Here is a 21,538-nt window from a genome sequence, read left to right as displayed (position 1 = left end):
CCGCTATTACCTCAACGGCAGCCACGCCGGCTTCATCATGTACGTCAACGACCCGGCCCATGACCAGAAGGACATCGACGCGATGCGGCAGGCCCTGAAAGACAGCAAAGGTCCTGGGAATTTCCGCAACCTCTTCCTCTACTCTCCGAGTGGCAAGAAAGACGGCGTGCAGATCATTCCGGTGAGCGAGGTCGCGGCGAAGGACGAGTTCTGGAACATCAAAAACATCACGCGGGACGACCAGCTGGCCGGCCACCGGACCCCGCCTCAGTTGATGGGTATCATCCCCCAGAATACCGGAGGATTCGGCGACGTCGAGAAGGCCGCCCGGGTGTACGTCGCCAACGAGCTCGAACCCATCCAGGCCACCATGATGGAAATCAATGAATGGGCGGGGGAAGAGATCGTCAGGTTCGACCGTTACTCCCTGGAAGGCGAGGGCGGATCGGGGCTCGACCCCAGCCGCTGAACTCGATCGCTATCCGCCCGCCGGCGACCACCTCGCCGGCCGATTACCAAGCCGCCCAACCGGGCGGCTTTTTCGTGCCCCCGCGCCGCCAACCTTGGTTGAGACGCATTCGTTCCTCTTAGTGCATCAATCGCTCTGTGCGCTTGCCTGAGCGTCGCCGTTCTCTGGCCGATCACGGCCTCGCCTTCTCGCCGCGCGACCGCTGAGCGCAGCCAGCGGCCACCACCGGCCCACCCCAGCGGCGCCCCGCCGCGCGCCGTCGACACCCCGCCCCGCCTGCGCGCTAAACGTGTCGGTTTTTATGCACTCATGCACCAGGGCTCCAGGCCGCGCAGTTGCTGGGCTGCGCTTGGGTTATTAAGGGCATGGTTTTTATGCGCTTTCATGCAGCTTCTACGGTTATGCACAGGTGGTTGGTTGAGGTGCATGGCTCAATGCAAAGAGCCCGCTGAAATCATCAGCCGGCTCTTTCAAGGTGTGACATTTTTGGTACTAAATGCCTATAAAGCCCTTGGTTGTGGGTATTCGCTCCAATCCATCATCGGCGCGACGGAGAAGGTGCGATCCAGAGGTGCGGGAGTCGAGGTCGCGTTGGCCAGGTCAGTCATAACGTTGCAGTGCCGTGGTGGTGCCCGGGGATCGGCGCCGCGCGGTCGCGGGTGTCTCGCCTGGGCCGAAGGGCTGGGGCTTGGTCAGAAGTGGTGCGGCGAGCGCACCCCGAAAAGGGGCGTATTCTCCCATAACTGCTTGCCGGGTGCATGTGACCATCGGCAGTCGATGGCCGCCGTTATCCGCTCGTTCCGGGCAGGCTGGTATATCGCCTCGCGAAAGCGCTCAGGCCTTGTGGCTTGGCCCATGGCCCAGGGGACGTTAGTGGCTGGCGCAGAGCATCAGGGTAAGCGTATTGAGCACGGCTTTTTATCTGCCTGAGCACGGCTTTGTATCTGCCTCAACCGCGACGTTGTAAATAGCGCGTCGTGAATCGCAGAGACAGCCGCTAAATCTGCAAGGATTGAGTCAGGCACTAATGTCGCACTTTAAAGACAGTGGAGTCGTTGAGCGTTACTTTTCTTACACACTAAACGTTTACACTGAACTTTTCGTACTGAGTCGCACTGAACTGTACTGAAATTCCTGCGCGGCACTTCCCGAGCAAAACATTCTGCCTACAGCAACTCGCCAATCCGTACTGAGTCTTGGGTTGACGTATTAGAGGCGCTCAATGTCGACCAGGTGGCCAATGATGGGATAGCCCGCTTTCTTGGCTGCCTCTTCTGCTTCCATTTGCGCTTCAAGGCGAGAAATGCTGCTCGAGCGGTGCTCGAAGATGGTGTCGAGTTCAAGGCGCTTAGTACGCACGGCCAGTTTGACCAGGTGGCCCGTCTTGTAAGATTCAACCTGTTCCTTGGTGGGGCGCTGCTTCTGGCGGGGCTTGATGTCTGAGGCCGGGGCCTTGTTGGCGGCTTGAGCCTGGCGCTTGGCTTTTTCTTTCTCGCTGTTGTCTTGGAAGGCGTCAATCTCGCGACGCATGCTCTCTTCAAATTCGCTTAGATTCGTCATCATACTCGTGCTTTTCCTAATGATAAGGGTGCCATCTTTTATTCAGATGATGGCGGTTGTGGCAATACGCTAACTTCTATCGTCTCTTTTCTTTAAAACTTATGTCTTACAAGAAGTCGCTAGGCGAGACGCGATAATGTCAGGTAACGTCAAATAAAAAGCCATCAGCTTTGCCTTGCGTTGGCTTGGGTCATTTAGGCGAATAAATCGATCCACTGGCTCGCGTGTCATTCTCAATGCTTGCCTGGACAAATCTTGGGCACTGCAATCGATAGCCTTGATGGTCACGACGTATAAACGCCTTGCAGCGACCATCGCGCAGTGAACGTTCTGATATGCGCATGCGGCTATGGGGCATCGAGATGATAAGACCAACGACAGATGTTGCGGCGCTGATTGCTCGCCTCTGGCCTAGCGGCCGAAAATTGTCGATATTCAGTTGAAGATACATGACCCTTAGCGCTTTGGCTACTATTGGCTCCAGGCTTGTCTGCATGGCTTGAATGGGCTATCAGCGACCTTATTCCGGTGGCCATGATGTGCTAGCCACCGATGATACGATCATCTTCACTATCACCGTCGCCCTCAGATCTTCCCTCGTGGAAGATCGTATCGAGAGGGCGATGATTCGAGCGTGGTTACAGCTTGCCGGTCAAAAATTGAGCTTCACCCATGCCAAAGCTCCAGTCGGCATCTCCATTCTCGGTAATGGAGACCATCAGGTCCTGAGGTGAAATACCGCACTCGGACTCTAGTCGTTCCGCAAGTAGGGCGTAGAGCCGCTCTTTCTGATGCTGTGTCCTGGGTTTGCTGACGATGCTGATCATCACCAGGTTGTCGCTTCTGCTGAGCCCAAGGCCAGTGTCCTCGACGACCAATTCGTTGGGCTCGTGCTGGTGCACGATCTGATAGCGGTCGGTTGCCGGTACCTCGAAGGCTTCCAACATGGCCTCGTGAGCGGTATCCAACAAGGTCTTCAGCGCTTTCTCGTTGCGTCCTTTGACCACATCAAAACGTAATAGCGGCACGGTGAGTTCCTCTTACAGTCACCTGTTGGCATTCCAATATGCCTGAAGGCATGCGCAGGGTGAACAAGAATGGATGGCTGTTTGCGTGCTAAGGAAGTGGGGTTTGTCGAGGTTTTTTTAAAGGCCAGCGACCACAAATAAAGCCGGCAATGTATAGCGTGTCCGTGCTGCTGGCTCAGGCGCTGCCGCGTACCCGTGAACGTGAGCATGAGTGAGTGTGAGGATGGGGCATTCGAGGCGATAGCGGGCCTCCCGCTAGTGGATTGGCTGTGTGTGCCCATGGCGCTTGTGCTAGGACTATTCATAAGGCTGGCGCAACCGCCGGCCGGTCGCTGAAAGGGGATGACATGAGTCAACGCACTGCGGCCCTAGAGGCCCTCCGGGATGACCTGATTGCCCGTATCGAGCGTTATCAGGCCAGCAAGCAGCGCTCAGAAGGTGCGCTGGACAAGGATTTGGAAGACCAGTCTATCGAGCTTGAGAATAGTGAAGTGATCGATTCGTTGGAAAACGAGGCGGAAGCCGAGCTCAGGCAGGTCATGCATGCCCTCGAGCGCATCGAGGCGGGGGAGGGGGAGCGCTGCGAGCGCTGTGGCACCACCATCGACGACAAGCGATTGACGGCACTGCCCTACACCACGCGCTGTATCAATTGCGCCGAGCAACTATCCGGCTTCTGATGGTCGATGGCCGTGCCGGTATTGTCACCCGCTGGGCATCTGGCGTGTTCTACTATCTGTCATGTGTACCATCATGCGCGCGATGGTGTATGGCAGGCGTCAGAAGGAGGCACAGCAAATGGGCGATAGAGGCAAGCATGCGTGATGGTGCCAGCAAGAAGAAAACGCTGAAGGGGGCAGGGCCTGGGCATGGATGGCTTGGGGTGCTCAGTCTCGCCTTACTCTTCGTGCTCGCCGGTTGTGAAGGAAGCTCGACTCCACCGGCAAGCGATGCCAACGAGGAAACGGCTTCCGCTCAGGCCCAGGTATCATCTTCGCCCGCAGACACTTCTACGGACTCACCTGAACAGCCGGAGGCGCTGACCGAGCCCGTCACTGTGACCGTGACGACGCAGTTGACCGATGCGCGGCGCCTGCAGGTAACCGGGCGCACCAACCTGCCGGACCGAGCCCGGTTGCTAGTGGTGCTCGAGCGCGAGGCCAGCGGCGTTAACTGGCAGATGCGGACCGAGGTAGATGATGGCCAGTTCACTGCCGGGCCGTTGGGGCCAGGGAGTGGGCTGATCGCTGGGCGCTATCTGATACGTGTGTCGATGCCGGCGGCCGACGTTCAGCCGTCGACGGTCAAGGCGCGGATCGGTGCTCGCGGCGAGCACTTGGCCGGCCCTTTGGTGGCTCGGTCGCCGCATGGGCTTGGCAATGTCATCGAGTATCGGCAGGAGTATCAGGTCGAGCAGTAGCGTATCGTCGACGCCTTGGCACCTTGGCAATGAGGAATGTTCAGGTTCAGGCTAGGGCTAGCAATTTGCTTGAAAGGAAAGCCTTGGTAATGAAAAATTCTGGGGAACGAAAAGTACTGGCGGATAAAAGAAATGCGTGCCGGTCGTGCCGGTCACGCAAAAAAGAAATGCACTGAAGGCGACATCCAGGCGATGGCGGGATTGCCGCGCCTGATGACGTTGACGTGGTCAAGGAGGCAGTTGGTGCCTGCCTTGAACACGTCGGGGCAGTATAGTGAGTCGGCCTTTGCGTAATAAGAGGGTACAATCGAAAACTAGTGTTTCCAATTTGGAAACACTTGCTCGAACGTACCGGTAAGGAGCCGACGATGGCAGTACTCGACGCACTCAGGGTCTTCGTTGAGGTGGTGAAGGCCGGCAGCTTCACCGCGGCCTCGCGTCGCTTGGGAATTTCCAAATCCATGGCCTCCAAGCGCGTTGCATCGCTGGAAGATGAGCTGGGGGTCAATCTGCTGCATCGTTCGACCCGTTCGCTGCACCTCACCGAGGCGGGGCAGATCTATTACGAGCACGGCCTGCGCATCCGCGAGGAGCTGGATGCCGCCGAAGCGCAGGTGCAGTCGGTCACGGCTCGTCCGAGAGGCCAACTGAAGGTCAGCGCTCAGGTCAGTTTCGGTTTCATGTACCTGGCGGAGCCGACCACCGCCTTCATGCGTCGCTATCCTGACGTGGCGGTAGAAATCCTGCTCGAGGATCAGCGCTTCGAGCCCATCGACGATGCCGTCGATCTGGCTATCCGTATGGGACCCTTGCCGCCATCTAGCCTGGTCTCGCGCCCGCTGTGCAAGGTGGTCTATGGCCTCTATGCGGCGCCGGAGTATCTGGCACGCGTCACCGCCCCCGTGCACCCCCAGGATATCCGCGATCACGACACTATCTTCTACGGCAACTATGACCTGGGCGCCCATTGGCGCTTTTCCCTCAACGGTCAGCCACTGGACATCGAGCCGAACTCACGGCTGGTCATCAACAACCTGCTGGGGGTGGTGGAGGCCGCCAAGGCCGGCTTCGGTCTTGCCTATCTGCCCACGTTCGCTGCCCGCTCGCCAGTGGCCGAAGGCCAGCTGGTGCCGCTGCTACAGCCTTACTGGAACGAGCATGGCAGCATGCTGGTGCTGTTTCGCTCGCGAAAGTATCTGCCGGACAAGACCCGTACCTACCTGGATTTCATCACCGATTGGTTCCGTGAAAACCTTGTGCTGTGAAAACTTGGCGCTATGAAAACCTAGTTTTGTGGAAACGTAGCGCTGTGAAAAACTCGGCCTGTGAAAGCCCCGCTCACCAAAGCCTGCCAACTGGTTCGCCAGACAGACGCTCTTACCAGGGGATCGGTTCACCCGCCCAGTCCCAGAAGCTGCCGCTGTCGGCGGGCGTGCGGGCATCCATCACCTCGAGCAGCCGCTCGGCGACGAAGCTAGGCGTGAACAGCTTGCCCTCTGGCACTCGCGCCTGAAAGGGCTTGGAGAGTTCGGTATCGGTGGTGCCGGGGTGCAGGCTCAAGAGGATGGCCTGCTTGTTGAGGCGTTTAAGTTCGATGCTGGCGCCCTTGAGCAACATATTGTGGGCCGCCTTGCTGGCGCGATAGGCATACCACCCGCCCATCCTATTGTCGCCGATCGAGCCGACCCGCGCCGAAAGGCTGGCGAAGAGGGCGGGGTGCTTGCCCTTGAGCGATGGCATCAGCGCCTGAAGCAGCATTGCCGGCGTGGCCGCATTGACGTGATAGAGATGCTCGAGGGCAGCGAAGCTTAGCTCATCGAGCTTCTTCTCCGGGGCGATGCCGCGCTGTTCGTCGTGCAGGGTGCCGATGGCATTGAAAACCAGATGCACCGGGGTGCCCGCCAGATGATCCGCCAGCGCATCGAGGCCCTGGTCGGTGGTGACGTCCAAAGCCAGATGGGTGAGGCGCGGGTCGTCATGGTCTGGTGTCTGGCGCGAAACGGCGATCACACGTCCCGGCCGTGGGCTTGCCAGCAGCGTTTCCAGCATGGCGCGGCCGATGCCGCCACCTGCGCCGGTGATCACGGCCGTGAAGTCGTCGGGAAGATAGTTGAGCATGGGCGCTTCCTGAACATTGCCTTGGTTATGGGCATGGGGTGTGTGGTGGGAAAGAGCCGAATCCAGCAACTCTCCGCTATGGACTCGGCGCGGCACGAATGATTCCCGGCTGATGGGGGGCCAGGGAGTGCGTATAATGCCCCACCAGGTTTCAACCACCCATGGATCGATCGACATGACCGTACGTACCCGTATCGCGCCGTCCCCCACCGGCGATCCCCACGTGGGCACCGCCTACATCGCACTGTTCAACCTGTGCTTCGCCCGCGCGCACGGTGGCCAGTTCATCCTGCGCATCGAAGATACCGATCGCGAACGCTCCACCGCAGAATCCGAGCAGATGATCCTCGATTCTCTGCAATGGCTGGGTCTGGACTGGGACGAGGGGCCGGATGTCGGCGGCCCCCATGGTCCTTACCGCCAGAGCGAGCGCGGCGATATCTATGCCGAGCACGCCCGAAAATTGCTCGAGGCGGGGCATGCCTTCAAATGCTACCGCACCAGTGACGAGCTCGATGAGCTGCGCGAGGCGCGCAAGGCCGCCGGTCAGCACATGGCCCTCAAGCCGGCCGATCTGGCGCTACCCGCCGAGGAGCATGCGCGCCGTGAGGCCGAGGGCTGGCCCTATGTGGTACGCATGCAGGTGCCAAGCGAGGGCACCTGCGTGGTCGAGGACATGCTGCGGGGCACCATCGAGGTCGAGTGGACCCAGGTCGATGCGCAGATCCTGCTCAAGTCAGACGGCATGCCCACCTACCATCTGGCCAATGTGGTCGACGACCACCTGATGGGAATCACCCATGTACTGCGCGGCGAAGAGTGGATCAACTCGGCGCCCAAGCATCAGCTGCTCTATGAGTATTTCGGCTGGCCGATGCCGACCCTCTGCCATATGCCGCTGCTGCGCAATCCGGACAAGTCGAAGCTCTCCAAGCGCAAGAATCCGACGTCGATCAACTATTATCGTCGCATGGGCTTCCTGCCGCAGGCCGTCACCAACTATCTGGGGCGGATGGGCTGGTCGATGCCCGACGAGCGCGAGAAATTCACCCTCGACGAGATGATGGCGCATTTCGATGTACAGCGCGTTTCCCTCGGCGGCCCGGTCTTCGATCTGGAGAAGCTGACCTGGCTCAACGGCGTCTATATCCGTGAAGACTTGGATGACACCGCCTTGCTGAAGGCCCTGAGAGACTGGGCGTTCAACGAGGACTATGTCCGCCAGATCCTGCCTCAGGTGCGTCCCCGCGTGGATACCCTGTCCCAGGTCATGCCGCTGGCCGGGCACTTCTTCTCGGGTCTGCCGGCCATCGAGGAGTCGAGCTTTTCAAGCATCAAGCTCGAGCGCGATGAACTCGTCAAGCTGCTGCAGTTCCTCGTCTGGCGCCTCGAGGGTGTGACTCGCTGGGAAAAGGAGTCGCTGCTGGCCGAGGTCAAATTGCTGGGCGAGCACTTCGAGCTCAAGATGAAGGCCTTCCTGGCGCCGGTGTTCATCGCGATCACCGGGTCGGCGACCTCCACCTCGGTGATGGACGCCATGGCCATCCTCGGCTCCGACATGACGCGTGCGCGTTTGCGACACGCAATCGCCGTGCTCGGGGGCGTGTCGAAGAAGCAGGCCAAGCGTCTCGAGAAGGAATTCCGCGAGCTATAGGCCACCGCGATAAAGTTATCGAAGCATGTTGACGAGAGCGGGGCGTATCAGTAATATACGCCTCGTTCTCGAGAGACACGGGGCCTTAGCTCAGCTGGGAGAGCGCAACACTGGCAGTGTTGAGGTCAGCGGTTCGATCCCGCTAGGCTCCACCAATCTCGTCCGAAATGCTCATTTCGGGAAAGAACGGGTTTCGATGCGTCCCATTCGTCTAGTGGTCCAGGACACTGCCCTTTCACGGCAGTGACAGGGGTTCGAACCCCCTATGGGACGCCACCCGATTCTCCTACAGCACTTGTCAGCATAAGAGACCAGACGCCCGAGGCGTCTTTTTTTGTCGCTGTCATTTCGTCTGACCTCCTTTCTATTGAACTTGACCTGCACCGTTCCGGTGGCTTCGGGTCATGTCCGCTCCGCTACAGCCGATCTTGGCGTTATCCGCCGATTTGGCCTTCTTGATACTTGACATGGACGCCGAGTTGTCCACGTCCCCTTTGCCGATGCTTTGTCTTGTGCATAATTCTTGTACTCGTCAACCCTTTGTGCGTAATTTTCAATAAATCCATTAAAATCAATGGCTTATTTTTGGTTAAAAAATAATCAATCTGAGCGTAACCCCCCTGTCATGGTGGCTGCTGGCAGTTTTCTCAAGGTTTTAAACAGACTTATCCACAGAAAGTGTGGAAAACGCCGTGAGGCCTTCAAATAGCTGGGCTGGCGACGCCTTTGGTAGCTAAAAATCGCTGCTTGCCATGGTGTTCGGTTGAGGCCCATGCAGGGATTGCGGGTATGGGGCTTCGACAAGACTTGTGCAGGGAGTAAAAGCAGGAGCCTTCGCTATCTCCCCATCTCTCCTGCGCTATCAGGCAACGCGACCTGTATCGGATGCAAGGACGAGGGCGTGTCGATGGCTGACATGGCGGAGCTGGCGATGTCGATAGAGGAGGGGCGCGGGGCCGGAGGGAGATAAGGCGGCCCGGGGCGTGCCCGGGCCTGAGAGGGGCGTCTAAGTGATGGGCTGAGCGCTGCTTGCGTGGCGTCAGTCGCGGCGCAGGCGCTTGAGCAGTGAGGAGGTATCCCAGCGACCTCCGCCCATGGCCTGGACATCGCCGTAGAACTGATCGACCAGCGCGGTGACGGGCAGTCGGGCGTCGAGCTCTCGCGCTTGGTCGAGGCAGATGGCCAGGTCCTTGCGCATCCAGTTCACCGCGAAGCCATGATCGTACTCATTGTCGATCATGGTCTTGTGGCGGTTCTCCATCTGCCAGGAACCGGCGGCGCCTTGCGAAATTACCTCGATGACCTGTTCGCGGTCGAGCCCCGCTTGCTCTGCAAAGTGCAGGCCTTCGGCGAGGCCCTGAACGACGCCGGCGATGCAGATCTGATTGACCATCTTGGTCATCTGGCCGCTGCCGGCAGGGCCGAGGAGGTTGAGCGCCCGCGCGTAGACCTTGAGGGCGTCCTGCACGCGCTGGAAATCGGCTTCTTCGCCACCGCACATGACCGTCAGAGCGCCTTTCTCGGCTCCCTGCTGGCCGCCTGAGACCGGTGCATCGATAAAGGCAACGCCCTGTGCCCGGCAGGCGGCATCGAGCTCGCGTGCCAGGTTGGCCGAGGCGGTGGTGTGATCGACCAGCACAGCGCCTTCGCGCATGCCGTTCAGGACGCCGTCCTCGCCCAGAGTGACCTGGCGCACGTCGTCATCGTTTCCGACGCACATCAGCACCAGATCGGCCCCCTCGGCGGCCTCCCTGGGCGTGGCGTGATGGCTGCCGCTATGGTCCTTTGTCCAGGCCTCTGCCTTGGCGGCGGTGCGGTTGTAGACCCGCACCTTATAGCCTGCCTTGGCCAGATGGCCGGCCATGGGGTAGCCCATGACGCCAAGGCCAATGAAGCTGACGGTCTGAATGGCGTTGTCACTCATTTCGATCTCCTTGTGGATTGGCGGCCACCGTTCCCGTGGCATGTGCAAATAAGAGCACCGGTCATCAATACATGCAAAAAGAGGCCGCCTCTAGGCGACCTCTTTCGTTCGTTCATGTCGTAACCCAGCTGGCTTACTCGGCCGGGTAGTCACGCTGGGTGTAGCCGGTGTAAAGCTGGCGCGGGCGGCCGATCTTGTGATTGCCGCTGCTGATCATCTCATTCCAGTGCGAGATCCAGCCGATGGTGCGCGACACGGCAAAGATCACCGTGAACATGTTGGTGGGAATGCCGATCGCCTTGAGGATGATGCCGGAATAGAAGTCGACGTTCGGATAGAGCTTGCGCTCGATGAAGTACTCGTCTTCCAGGGCGATCTGCTCGAGGCGCTTGGCGATCTTGAGTTGCGGATCGTCGGCCATGCCCAGTTCACTGAGTACCTGGTCACAGGTTTCCTTCATGACCTTGGCGCGCGGATCGAAGTTGCGATAGACCCGGTGGCCAAAGCCCATCAGCTTGAACGGGTCGTCCTTGTCCTTGGCGCGATCGATAAAGGCCTGGATGTTGTCCTCGGAGTCGTCGCCGATCTCGTCGAGCATGTTCAGCACGGCCTCGTTGGCGCCACCGTGGGCCGGGCCCCAGAGCGCTGCGATGCCGGCGCTGATGCAGGCATAGGGATTGGCGCCAGTGGAGCCGGCCAGGCGAACCGTAGAGGTCGAGGCGTTCTGCTCATGATCGGCATGGAGCATGAAGATGCGGTCCATGGCCTTGGCGAACACCGGGTTGATCTCGTAGGTCTCACAGGGGTTGCCGAACATCATGTAAAGAAAGTTCTCGGCGTAATTCAGGTCATTACGCGGATACATGAAGGGCTGGCCGATGTTGTACTTATGGCACATGGCCGCCAGGGTCGGCATCTTGGCGATCAAGCGAATAGCGCTGATGCGACGGTCTTCCTCACGGCTGATGTCCATGTGGTCGTGATAGAAGGCGGCCAGGCCACCGACCACGCCGCACATGATCGACATCGGGTGGGCATCGCGACGGAAGCCCTTATAGAAATTGGATAGCTGCTCGTGGACCATGGTGTGGCTGCGCACGGTGCGCTCGAACTCGTTGTACTGCTCTTTGGTCGGCAGCTCGCCGAACAGCAGCAAGTAGGAGAGTTCCGGGAAGTTGGAGTGAGCGGCCAGCTGGTCGATCGGGTAGCCACGGTGCAGCAAGATGCCGTTGCCGCCATCAATGTAGGTGATGGCTGACTCGGTGGCGGAGGTCGCCATGAAGCCTGGATCATAAGTGAACAGGCCCGACGCGCTAAGCTCGCGCACGTCGATGACGTCGGGGCCCGCGGTGCCGGAATAGACCGGCAGCTCGATAGCCTCGTCCAGACCATCTATCGTCAAATGTGCTTTTCTGTCAGCCATGCTAGGCTCCTCGTTGTCTGGTATCTGGCGATAAGTCCTTGACTCGCTTGATGTGCGGCAGAAAAAAGTTAGCCCACTATAGAAGCGATCCAAGGATTGTCAATTCGCCATTGGGCGGGCCGCCTTGTGCAATCTTGTAATTTCTGTACTTGTTTTGTACAGTTATTGGTGCTTTGCATCATTGTGCGCCTTTCCCGGTATGGGTCAAGGCGTAACTCGTGGGTCTCAGGTTGTCGACATTTGTCATGGTTGCGCCCAATCCCTATAATCCACTCCGCGCGACTGGCCGATAGGCATGGTCGTGCCGACTTGGCAGACGGCCGAGCCCTTCCTCAAAACCACCGCCCGCTCGGGCACTAGCCCCGACGCACCCACAGCGGGCCAAGAGAGTGTGTAAAGAGCCGTGAATAGCAAACGACCCGTAAATCTCGATCTCAGTACGATCAAGTTCCCCCTCCCGGCACTAACGTCGATCGCTCACCGCATCACAGGCGTCATCCTCTTCATCGGCCTGATCTTCGCCTTCTGGGCGCTGGACACGTCGCTGTCTTCCCCGCAGGGATTCGAGGCTGTAAGCGATGCCATTGCCCACAACTTCCTGGTTAAGTTGATCACCTGGGGCCTGCTGTCCGCACTGGCCTTTCACTTCGTGGCCGGCATCAAGCACTTGCTGATGGATGCCGACATCGGTGTGACCCTTGAGGGTGGTATCAAGAAGGCGCAGATCACCGTCGTGATCAGTGCCGTTCTGGTGATTCTGGCAGGAGTCTGGGTATGGTAACCAACATCACGAATTTTGGTCGTAGTGGCCTGTCTGACTGGCTGCTTCAGCGTGCCTCGGCCGTCATTCTGGCGCTTTATACACTCTTCGTAGTCGGCTATCTGCTGCTGCACCCAAACCTGGACTACGCCACCTGGAGCGGCCTGTTCGGCTCTACCTGGATGCGTATCTTCTCGCTGCTCGCCTTCGTGTCGATGGCCGCCCACGCCTGGATCGGCCTGTGGACGGTGACCACCGATTACCTGAAGCCGACCGCCATCCGTATTGCCGCCCAGGCCGTGATCATCCTGGCCATCTTTGTCTTTCTGGTGTGGGGCGTTCAAGTCCTGTGGGGAGCCTGATAAATGTCTAACATGCGTAGCCTGACCTTCGACGCAATCATCATCGGTGGCGGCGGCTCCGGCCTGCGTGCCGCTCTCGAGCTGGCCAAGTCCGGCAAGAAGACCGCGGTACTCTCAAAGGTCTTCCCGACTCGCTCGCACACCGTGTCTGCCCAGGGCGGCATCACCTGTGCCATCGCGTCTGCCGATCCGAATGACGATTGGCGCTGGCACATGTACGACACCGTCAAGGGCGGCGACTATATCGCCGACCAGGACGCGGCCGAGTACATGTGCTCTGAAGGTCCCAAGGCGGTGTTCGAGCTCGAGCACATGGGCCTGCCGTTCTCCCGCTTCGATAACGGCCGCATTTACCAGCGCCCGTTCGGCGGTCAGTCCAAGGACTTCGGTAAAGGCGGCCAAGCGGCGCGTACCTGCGCGGCTGCCGACCGTACCGGCCACGCGCTGCTGCACACGCTTTATCAGAACAACCTGAAGAACAACACCACCTTCCTGAACGAGTGGTATGCGGTCGATCTGGTCAAGAATGCCAACGGCGACGTAGTGGGCTGCATCGCCATGTGCATCGAGACCGGCGAACTGGTGCACGTCAAGTCCAAGGCCACTGTGCTGGCGACCGGCGGTGCCGGCCGTATCTATGCCTCCACCACCAACGCCCTGATCAACACTGGCGACGGCATCGGCATGGCCCTGCGTGCGGGCTTCCCGATGCAGGACATGGAAATGTGGCAGTTCCACCCGACCGGCATTTACGGCGCCGGCACCCTGGTGACCGAGGGTTGCCGCGGCGAGGGTGGCTATCTGATCAACAAGGACGGCGAGCGCTTCATGGAGCGTTATGCGCCGAACGCCAAGGACCTGGCCGGCCGCGATGTGGTCGCCCGCTCCATGGTCATGGAAATCCTCGAAGGTCGCGGCTGCGGCGAGAAGGGCGATCACGTCTTCCTGAAGCTCGATCACCTTGGTGAGGAAGTTCTCGGCAAGCGCCTGCCGGGTATCGTCGAGCTGTCCAAGACCTTTGCCCATGTCGACCCGGCCAAGGAGCCGATCCCGGTCGTGCCGACCTGCCACTACATGATGGGCGGTATTCCCACCAATGTGCACGGCCAGGCGATCATGCAGGACGAAGACGGCAACGATCAGATCGTCAACGGCCTGTTCGCCTGTGGCGAGGCGGCCTGCGTCTCGGTGCACGGTGCCAACCGTCTGGGCGGTAACTCACTGCTCGACCTGGTGGTATTCGGCCGCGCTGCCGGCATGTACATCGAAAGCGCGCTCAACGAGGGTATCGAATATCTCGACGCCACTCAGTCCGATATCGATGCGGCCATGAAGCGCCTGAATCGCTGGAACGAGTCCAGCGGCGGTGAGTCCGTACCGGCCCTCAAGGCCGAGCTGCAGGAAATCATGCAGAGCGACTTCGGGGTCTTCCGTCAGGAAGACAACATGCAGGACGGCGTCAAGAAGCTTGCCGAACTGCGTGAGCGCATCGCCAATGCGCACCTGGGTGACAAGTCGAATGCCTTTAATACCGCACGCGTCGAAGCCCTGGAGCTCGACAACCTGATGGAAGTGGCCGAGGCCACCGCGATTTCTGCGCTGGAGCGTAAGGAAAGCCGCGGTGCGCATTCCCGTTACGACTATCCGGACCGTGACGATGTCAACTGGCTGAAGCACTCGCTGTTCTTCCCGGCAACCAAGACGCTGGGCAAGCGCGACGTCAACTTCACGCCGAAGACCGTCGACACCTTCGAGCCTAAAGTCCGTACTTACTAAGGGGGTCCACGATGTCCATGCTTCAGGTATCCGTCTACCGCTACAACCCGGAAACCGACTCCGCGCCGTACATGCAGGAGTTTCAGGTGGACACTCAGGGCCGCGATGTAATGGTTCTGAATGTTCTGGCCATGATCAAGGAGCAAGACAGCTCCATGGCCTATCGTCGCAGCTGCCGTGAAGGGGTCTGTGGCTCCGACGGCATGAACATGAACGGCAAGAATGGCCTGGCCTGCATCACGCCGCTTTCCGAAGTGGTCAAGGGCGGCAAGCTGACCCTGCGTCCGCTTCCCGGTCTGCCGGTCATCCGCGATCTGGTCGTCGACATGGCGCTGTTCTACAAGCAGTACGAGCGTATCCAGCCGTACCTGCAGAACGACACGCCGGACCCGGCTATCGAGCGCCTGCAGTCGCCGGAAGATCGCGACAAGCTCGACGGTCTCTACGAGTGCATTCTGTGTGCCTGTTGCTCGACGTCCTGCCCGTCGTTCTGGTGGAACCCGGACAAGTTCGTCGGTCCGGCCGGCCTCTTGCAGTCTTACCGCTTCCTGGCTGACTCGCGCGATACGGCGACCAGCGAGCGTCTCGCCGAACTCGAGGATCCGTTCAGCGTCTTCCGCTGCCGCGGCATCATGAACTGTGTGGCGGTTTGTCCGAAGGGGCTCAACCCGACGCGGGCGATCGGCAAGATTCGCGAGATGCTGCTGGCGAATGCCACTTAAATCGTCGCGCTCGTCTTGCTATCATGGGCGCCGATCTCAGGCCGTGGCGATTCGCCGCGGTTGAGCCGGCCCCGTAATCAAGAGCCGGTGCCCCGCGCACCGGCTCTTGACGATCGAGACCTGGGCTTACGGTTCGTGCCGGAGCTCGCCGGAGCAGGATTAACGCCCAACCGGCAGGGCAACAGTCACGCCGATGCGGCGATGCCGTAGATGGCGCCGATAACACCCCATCAGTGTAGGGTGACCGAGACATGCAAGAAGGCATAATGGAGTTGATGTGGCGCACCTCCCATGTCAGTGGCGGAAATGCTCACTATGTGGAAGCGCTATACGAACAGTACCTCGTCGATCCAAACGCTGTTCCCGACGAGTGGCGCAATTACTTTGATCAATTGCCTCGTCCGGATGGCAGCCCCTCCCAGGATATTCCGCTTAGTCCGATTCGCGATCAGTTCTATCAGCTTGGCCAAGCCCGCCGTGGTGCTCAGGCCGCCGCCAGCGTCGACAGCGGTGAGAGCAAGAAACAGGTCAAAGTTCTTCAGCTGATCAATGCGTACCGCTTCCGCGGCCACCAGAAGGCCGATATCGATCCTCTGAACCTGCGCAGTCAGGTGCCGGTACCGGATCTTGACCTTTCATTCCACCAGTTGACCAAGGCCGACCTGGATACCGAATTCCAGACCGGGTCTTTCTTCCTGGGTAAGGACAAGGCGCCGCTCAAGGAGATCGTCGATGCCCTGGAGCAGACCTACTGTCGCTCCATCGGCTGCGAGATCATGCATATCGTCGACACCGAAGAGAAACGCTGGCTGCAGCAGCGCTTCGAATCGGTGCGTTCCAAGCCCAAGTTCAGCCCGGACGTGCGCAAGCACGTGCTCGAGCGGCTGACGGCGGCGGAGGGCCTGGAAAGCTACCTGGCGTCCAAGTATCCGGGTACCAAGCGCTTCGGCCTCGAGGGTGGCGAAAGCTTCATCCCGATGATGGACGAGATCATCCAGCGCACCGGCGGCTACGGCACCAAGGAAGTCGTCATCGGCATGGCGCACCGCGGTCGTCTCAATCTGCTGGTCAATATCCTGGGCAAGAGCCCCTCCGAGCTGATCGAGGAATTCGACGGCAAGAAGGTCATCTCCCAGGGCTCCGGTGACGTCAAGTATCACCAGGGTTTCAGCTCGAACGTAATGACCAGTGGTGGCGAAGTTCACCTGGCGCTGGCGTTCAACCCGTCGCATCTCGAGATCGTCTCTCCCGTGGTCGAGGGCTCCGTGCGTGCTCGCCAGGACCGCCGCGACGATGCCGAGGGCGACAAGGTGCTACCGATCAACGTTCACGGCGATGCGGCATTCGCCGGTCAGGGCGTGGTCATGGAAACCTTCCAGATGTCGCAGACCCGCGGTTACAAGACCGGCGGTACCGTGCACATCGTGATCAACAACCAGGTCGGCTTCACCACCTCGAACCCGCAGGACACGCGCTCCACCGAGTACTGCACCGATATCGCCAAGATGGTTCAGGCGCCGATCTTCCACGTCAACGGCGACGATCCGGACGCCGTGCTGCACGCGACCCAGGTGGCCATCGACTATCGCCACCAGTTCAAGCGTGACGTGGTGATCGATCTGGTCTGCTATCGTCGCCGCGGCCACAACGAGGCCGACGAGCCGTCCGGCACCCAGCCGATGATGTACAGCAAGATCAAGAATCATCCGTCGGCGCGCACCCATTTCGTCAAGCGGCTCGTCGAAGAGGGCATCATCAGCGACGATGACGCCAAGGCGCAGATGGAGAAGTACCGCGACGACCTGATGGCCGGCAACCATGTGGCCAATGCCCTGGTCAAGGAGCCGAATACGTCGCTGTTCGTCGACTGGGCACCCTACTTGGGCCATGAGTGGACCGGCGATGCCGATACCACCGTCGACATGAAGCGCATGCAGCAGCTCGCCACCAGAATGTGCGAGGTGCCGGACGGCATTCAGGTCCAGCGGCAGGTCGCCAAGATCTACGAAGACCGTCGCAAGATGGTCGCCGGCGGCATGGCGCTCAACTGGGGCTTCGCCGAAACCCTTGCCTACGCCACGCTGCTCGATCAGGGCCACCCGATCCGCATTACCGGCCAGGACAGCGGTCGCGGCACCTTCTCCCACCGCCATGCGGTGGTGCATAACCAGAAAGACGGCAGCACCTATGTGCCGCTCGAGCACATCGCCGACGGTCAGCCGCGTTTCACCATCCACGACTCCTTCCTCTCGGAAGAAGCCGTGCTGGCCTTCGAATACGGCTATTCCACCACCATGCCCAATGCGCTCAATGTGTGGGAGGCCCAGTTCGGCGACTTCTTCAACGGCGCCCAGGTGGTGGTCGACCAGTTCATTTCCTCCGGCGAGACCAAGTGGGGCCGGCTGTGTGGCCTGACCATGCTGCTGCCGCACGGCTATGAAGGGCAGGGGCCCGAGCACTCCTCGGCGCGTCTCGAGCGCTTCCTGCAGCTGTGTGCCGAGCACAACATGCAGGTCTGCGTGCCGACGACCCCGGCGCAGATCTTCCATCTGCTGCGTCGTCAGGTGATTCGCCCGCTCAGGAAGCCGCTGGTGGTCATGTCGCCGAAGAGCCTGCTGCGCCACAAGGAAGCGACCTCCACTCTCGAAGAGCTTGCCCACGGTAAGTTCCAGATGGTGTTGCCTGATCAGGGCAATCTCGAGGCCGACAAGGTCAAGCGGGCGGTGCTGTGCTCCGGCAAGGTCTACTACGATCTCGCCGCTTACCGTGCCGAAAACGAGCGTGAAGACACCGCGGTGGTGCGCATCGAGCAGGTCTATCCCTTCCCGAAGGAAGAGCTGCAGGCGGCCCTCAAGGAGTATCCGAACCTCGAGCAGGTCGTCTGGTGCCAGGAAGAGCCGCTCAACCAGGGCGCTTGGTATCAGAGTCAGCATCACATGCGCGTCGTCGCCGACATGCTGCGTGAAGGCATGGGACGCGATTTGAAGTTTGCCGGTCGTCCCGCCTCTGCGGCGCCAGCCGCCGGCTATATGTCCGTGCACGTAGAACAGCAGCGCCAACTGGTGGACGACGCCTTCAACGCCTGAAGGTGTCCCCATCGGACGAGAGAGAACACATAAGGGAAATTCAATGGCTACCGAGATCAAAGCGCCAACCTTTCCGGAATCCGTTGCCGAGGGCAGCGTCGCTGCCTGGCACAAGAAGCCGGGTGATAGCGTCGAGCGTGACGAGCTGATCGTCGAAATCGAGACCGACAAGGTGGTGCTCGAGGTCGTGGCACCTGAGGCCGGCACGCTGAGCGAGATCAAGGCCGAGGAAGGCGACACCGTCACCTCCGAACAGGTCCTGGGTATCCTCGGCGCTGCAGGTGAAGAGAAGAGCGAGCCCAAGGCCGAGCCGAAAGCCGATGACAGCGCCGATGACGACGCTGGCAAGGGCGACGCTGATAAGAGCGATGCCGAGCCGGCTCCGAAGGCCGAGGCCTCCGGCAAGACGCATGACGTCAAGGCACCGACCTTCCCGGAGTCCATTCAGGAAGGCACGGTCGCGACCTGGCACAAGAAAGTCGGTGAAGCGGTCAAGCGCGATGAAGTGCTGGTCGATATCGAGACCGACAAGGTCGTGCTCGAGGTGGTTGCTCCGGCTGACGGCGCCCTCTCCGAGATCAAGGCCGAGGAAGGCGCTCAGGTAGAATCCGAAGCCGTGCTGGCAAGCTTCGCCGAAGGCGCCGGCGGTGATGCCGCGCCGGCGGGCGGTGACAGCAAGGGCAGCGAGCAAAGCAAAAGCGATCAGGGCGGCGACGACCAGGGTGCCGACGAGAAGATTGGCGACAAGATTCTCGCCCCGGCGGCACGCAAGATGGTCGCCGAGCATGACCTGGACGTGAGCAAGATCGAAGGCACCGGCAAGGGTGGTCGTGTGCTGAAAGAAGACGTCCAGAAGGCCGTCAAGGAAGGCAGCGCCAAGAAGTCCAAGGCTCCGGCCAGTGCCGCTGCGCCTGCCGCCACCGCTCCGGTCGCCGAAGGTGAGCGTCCCGAGAAGCGCGTGCCGATGAGCCGTCTGCGCAAGACCATCGCCAAGCGCCTGGTCGAAGCCCAGCAGACCGCCGCCATGCTCACCACCTACAACGAGGTGGACATGGGCGCGGTGATGGACCTGCGCGCTCAGTACAAGGACACCTTCCTCAAGGCCCACGACACCAAGCTCGGCTTCATGGGCTTCTTCGTCAAGGCGGCCTCCGAGGCGCTCAAGCGCTTCCCGGACGTCAACGCCTCCATCGACGGCGGCGACATCGTCTACCACGGCTATCAGGATATCGGCGTGGCCGTGTCCACCGACCGCGGCCTGGTCGTGCCGGTGTTGCGCGATACCGACAGCATGAAGATCGCCGACGTCGAGAAGGGCATCGTCGACTTCGGCAAGCGGGCCCGTGACGGCAAGCTCGGCATCGATGAAATGCAGGGCGGTACCTTCACCATCACCAACGGCGGCATCTTCGGTTCGCTGATGTCGACGCCGATTCTCAACCCGCCGCAGACGGCGATCCTGGGCATGCACAAGATCCAGGAACGCCCGATGGCGGTCAACGGCAAGGTCGAGATTCGTCCGATGATGTACCTCGCCGTGTCATACGATCACCGCATGATCGATGGCAAGGATGCGGTCCAGTTCCTGGTGACCATCAAGGAACTCCTCGAGGACCCGGCACGCCTGCTGCTCGATATCTGAGCCGGCGTGATGCCAACGATTCAAGCGAACCGAAAACAGGAAGGAAATCATGGCCGATAAATTCGATCTGATCGTCATTGGTGCTGGCCCCGGCGGCTATGTCGCCGCCATTCGTGCCGCCCAGCTGGGTCTGAAGACTGCCTGCGTCGAGAAGTGGATCGACAAGGAAGGCAAGACCGTACACGGCGGCACCTGCCTGAACGTGGGCTGTATCCCGTCCAAGGCACTGCTCGAGGCTTCCCACAAGTTCGTCGAAGCGCAGCATGACTTCGATGACATGGGCATTCAGGCGGGCGACGTCTCGATGGACGTCAAGAAGATGATGGCCCGCAAAGACAAGATCGTGAAGAACCTGACCGGCGGCATCGCCGGCCTGTTCAAGGCCAACGGCGTGACCGCGCTGGAAGGTGCCGGCAAGGTGCTGTCCAGCAAGCAGGTCGAAGTCAGCAAGGACGGCGAGAAGGCCGTCTATGAAGCCGACAACATCGTCATTGCCTCTGGCTCGGTGCCGGTCGAGATTCCGCCGACGCCGCTCACCGAGGGGCTGATCGTCGACTCCACCGGCGCACTCGAATTCGACGAGACGCCCAAGCGTCTCGGCGTGATCGGTGCCGGCGTGATCGGCCTTGAGCTTGGCAGCGTTTGGAACCGTCTGGGCTCCGAGGTCACTGTCCTCGAAGCCATGGACAGCTTCCTGCCGATGGTCGACCAGGCCGTCGCCAAGGAAACCCAGAAGCTGCTCAAGAAGCAGGGCCTGGACATCAAGCTGGGCGCACGCGTCACCGGCTCCGAGATCAAGGATGACGAGGTCGTCGTCAAGTACGCCGACAGCGAAGGCGACAAGGAAATCACCTTCGACAAGCTGATCGTCTGCGTCGGCCGCCGTCCCTACACCCAGGGGCTGCTGGGCGATGATGCCGGCGTCAATCTCGACGAGCGTGGCTTCATCTTCGTCGACGATCACTGCCGCACCAGCGTGCCGGGCGTCTACGCCATCGGTGACGTGGTGCGCGGCCCGATGCTGGCACACAAGGCATCCGAAGAAGGCATCATGGTCGCCGACATCATCGCCGGTCATAAGGCCGAGATGAACTATGACGCCATCCCCAGCGTTATCTATACCTTCCCGGAAGTCGCCTGGGTGGGCATGAACGAGCAGGAAGCCAAGGCGGCCGGCATTGAAGTCAAGTCCGGTTCCTTCCCGTTCGCGGCAAGCGGTCGCGCCATGGCCAACAATGCCACCGAAGGCATGGCCAAGGTGATCACCGATGCCGAAACCGATCGGGTACTGGGCATGCATATCGTCGGCCAGCATGCCGGCGAGATGATTGCTCAGGGCGTGATTGCCATGGAATTCGGCTCCAGCGCCGAGGATCTGGCGCTGACCTGCTACGCGCACCCGACCATGTCGGAAGCAGTGCACGAGGCCGCTCTGGCGGTCGACGGCCACGCGATCCACATGGCCAATCGCAAGAAGCGCAAGTAAGTCGTCGAACAACGAGCGCCGCCTATCCGAGCGGCGCCTCGCCCCGGCCGGTTCGGGGTGAACGGGGATGACCTGGCCCGCTACAGTGGTGGCGGGCCACGGTCATCG

At 60.4% G+C, this 21,538-nt stretch carries 17 protein-coding genes and 2 tRNA genes; 14 read left to right on the top strand and 5 right to left on the bottom strand.

Features of this window, described 5'->3' with window-relative positions:
* A partial coding sequence (locus BLR71_RS11510) for a phage portal protein (RefSeq protein ID WP_422730776.1) occupies positions 1-469 on the top strand: 469 nt, incomplete at its 5' end.
* 1,209 nt (positions 470-1,678) lie between these two features.
* On the opposite strand, the gene BLR71_RS11505 is transcribed toward BLR71_RS11510, so the two are convergent.
* Entirely contained in the window at positions 1,679-2,032 is a 354-nt protein-coding gene (locus BLR71_RS11505) for a hypothetical protein (protein ID WP_092526294.1), read from the bottom strand.
* Between the two features lie 635 nt (positions 2,033-2,667).
* On the bottom strand, positions 2,668-3,057 hold the full coding sequence (locus BLR71_RS11500) for a tautomerase family protein (protein WP_092526291.1): 390 nt from the start codon (positions 3,055-3,057) through the stop codon (positions 2,668-2,670).
* 347 nt (positions 3,058-3,404) lie between these two features.
* On the opposite strand from BLR71_RS11500, the gene BLR71_RS11495 reads away from it, so the two are divergent.
* From BLR71_RS11495 to BLR71_RS11485, 3 genes are all read left to right on the top strand, one after another.
* On the top strand, positions 3,405-3,737 hold the full coding sequence (locus BLR71_RS11495) for a TraR/DksA family transcriptional regulator (protein WP_092526288.1): 333 nt from the start codon (positions 3,405-3,407) through the stop codon (positions 3,735-3,737).
* Between the two features lie 137 nt (positions 3,738-3,874).
* Positions 3,875-4,477, top strand: a complete 603-nt coding sequence (locus tag BLR71_RS11490) for a hypothetical protein (RefSeq protein ID WP_092526285.1) — start codon at positions 3,875-3,877, stop codon at positions 4,475-4,477.
* 368 nt (positions 4,478-4,845) lie between these two features.
* Complete coding sequence (locus tag BLR71_RS11485) at positions 4,846-5,742, top strand: LysR family transcriptional regulator (RefSeq protein WP_092526282.1); 897 nt, start codon at positions 4,846-4,848, stop codon at positions 5,740-5,742.
* 112 nt (positions 5,743-5,854) lie between these two features.
* Here BLR71_RS11485 and BLR71_RS11480 read toward each other — a convergent pair whose 3' ends face one another.
* Positions 5,855-6,595 carry an SDR family NAD(P)-dependent oxidoreductase gene (locus tag BLR71_RS11480; protein WP_092526279.1) on the bottom strand — a complete coding sequence of 247 codons (741 nt, stop codon included), beginning with the start codon at positions 6,593-6,595 and terminating at the stop codon, positions 5,855-5,857.
* A gap of 175 nt (positions 6,596-6,770) precedes the next feature.
* Between BLR71_RS11480 and gltX the strand changes: the two genes are divergently transcribed.
* The 3 genes from gltX to BLR71_RS11465 all read left to right on the top strand — a co-directional run bounded on the left by gltX (position 6,771) and on the right by BLR71_RS11465 (position 8,525).
* A complete protein-coding gene (gltX, locus tag BLR71_RS11475; RefSeq protein WP_092526318.1) occupies positions 6,771-8,249 on the top strand; it encodes a glutamate--tRNA ligase in 1,479 nt (492 codons plus the stop codon).
* A gap of 79 nt (positions 8,250-8,328) precedes the next feature.
* Positions 8,329-8,404: transfer RNA gene (locus tag BLR71_RS11470), tRNA-Ala, on the top strand.
* 45 nt (positions 8,405-8,449) lie between these two features.
* Positions 8,450-8,525, top strand: a tRNA-Glu gene (locus BLR71_RS11465).
* Positions 8,526-9,288: 763 nt separating this feature from the next.
* On the opposite strand, the gene BLR71_RS11455 is transcribed toward BLR71_RS11465, so the two are convergent.
* Together BLR71_RS11455 and gltA are read right to left on the bottom strand one after the other, a co-directional pair.
* Positions 9,289-10,215, bottom strand: a complete 927-nt coding sequence (locus BLR71_RS11455; protein ID WP_092526273.1) for an NAD(P)-binding domain-containing protein — start codon at positions 10,213-10,215, stop codon at positions 9,289-9,291.
* A gap of 91 nt (positions 10,216-10,306) precedes the next feature.
* Positions 10,307-11,596 carry a citrate synthase gene (gene gltA, locus BLR71_RS11450; RefSeq protein ID WP_092526270.1) on the bottom strand — a complete coding sequence of 430 codons (1,290 nt, stop codon included), beginning with the start codon at positions 11,594-11,596 and terminating at the stop codon, positions 10,307-10,309.
* 403 nt (positions 11,597-11,999) lie between these two features.
* Here gltA and sdhC point away from each other — a divergent pair, with 403 nt between their 5' ends.
* The 7 genes from sdhC to lpdA all read left to right on the top strand — a co-directional run bounded on the left by sdhC (position 12,000) and on the right by lpdA (position 21,430).
* Positions 12,000-12,377: a succinate dehydrogenase, cytochrome b556 subunit gene (gene sdhC, locus BLR71_RS11445; protein ID WP_092526268.1), complete on the top strand. Its 378-nt coding sequence runs from the start codon at positions 12,000-12,002 to the stop codon at positions 12,375-12,377.
* Positions 12,371-12,718, top strand: a complete 348-nt coding sequence (gene sdhD / locus BLR71_RS11440; RefSeq protein ID WP_092526265.1) for a succinate dehydrogenase, hydrophobic membrane anchor protein — start codon at positions 12,371-12,373, stop codon at positions 12,716-12,718. Before sdhC ends, sdhD begins: the two co-directional genes overlap by 7 nt.
* 3 nt (positions 12,719-12,721) lie before the next feature.
* Positions 12,722-14,494 (top strand): succinate dehydrogenase flavoprotein subunit, encoded by a 1,773-nt coding sequence (gene sdhA, locus BLR71_RS11435; RefSeq protein ID WP_092526263.1) that lies wholly within the window; start codon positions 12,722-12,724, stop codon positions 14,492-14,494.
* Positions 14,495-14,505: 11 nt separating this feature from the next.
* Entirely contained in the window at positions 14,506-15,216 is a 711-nt protein-coding gene (locus tag BLR71_RS11430; RefSeq protein WP_092526260.1) for a succinate dehydrogenase iron-sulfur subunit, read from the top strand.
* Positions 15,217-15,467: 251 nt separating this feature from the next.
* Positions 15,468-18,302 (top strand): 2-oxoglutarate dehydrogenase E1 component, encoded by a 2,835-nt coding sequence (locus BLR71_RS11425; RefSeq protein WP_092526257.1) that lies wholly within the window; start codon positions 15,468-15,470, stop codon positions 18,300-18,302.
* Between the two features lie 43 nt (positions 18,303-18,345).
* Entirely contained in the window at positions 18,346-19,944 is a 1,599-nt protein-coding gene (gene odhB, locus BLR71_RS11420) for a 2-oxoglutarate dehydrogenase complex dihydrolipoyllysine-residue succinyltransferase (protein ID WP_092526254.1), read from the top strand.
* Positions 19,945-19,993: 49 nt separating this feature from the next.
* Entirely contained in the window at positions 19,994-21,430 is a 1,437-nt protein-coding gene (lpdA, locus tag BLR71_RS11415; RefSeq protein ID WP_092526251.1) for a dihydrolipoyl dehydrogenase, read from the top strand.
* The last annotated feature ends 108 nt before the right edge of the window (positions 21,431-21,538 follow it).

The sequence above is a fragment of the Onishia taeanensis genome, assembly GCF_900100755.1.
Taxonomy (GTDB): domain Bacteria; phylum Pseudomonadota; class Gammaproteobacteria; order Pseudomonadales; family Halomonadaceae; genus Onishia; species Onishia taeanensis.
The sequence above is the reverse complement of the archived record's forward strand: the minus strand, read 5'-3'. Positions and strand labels throughout refer to the sequence as shown.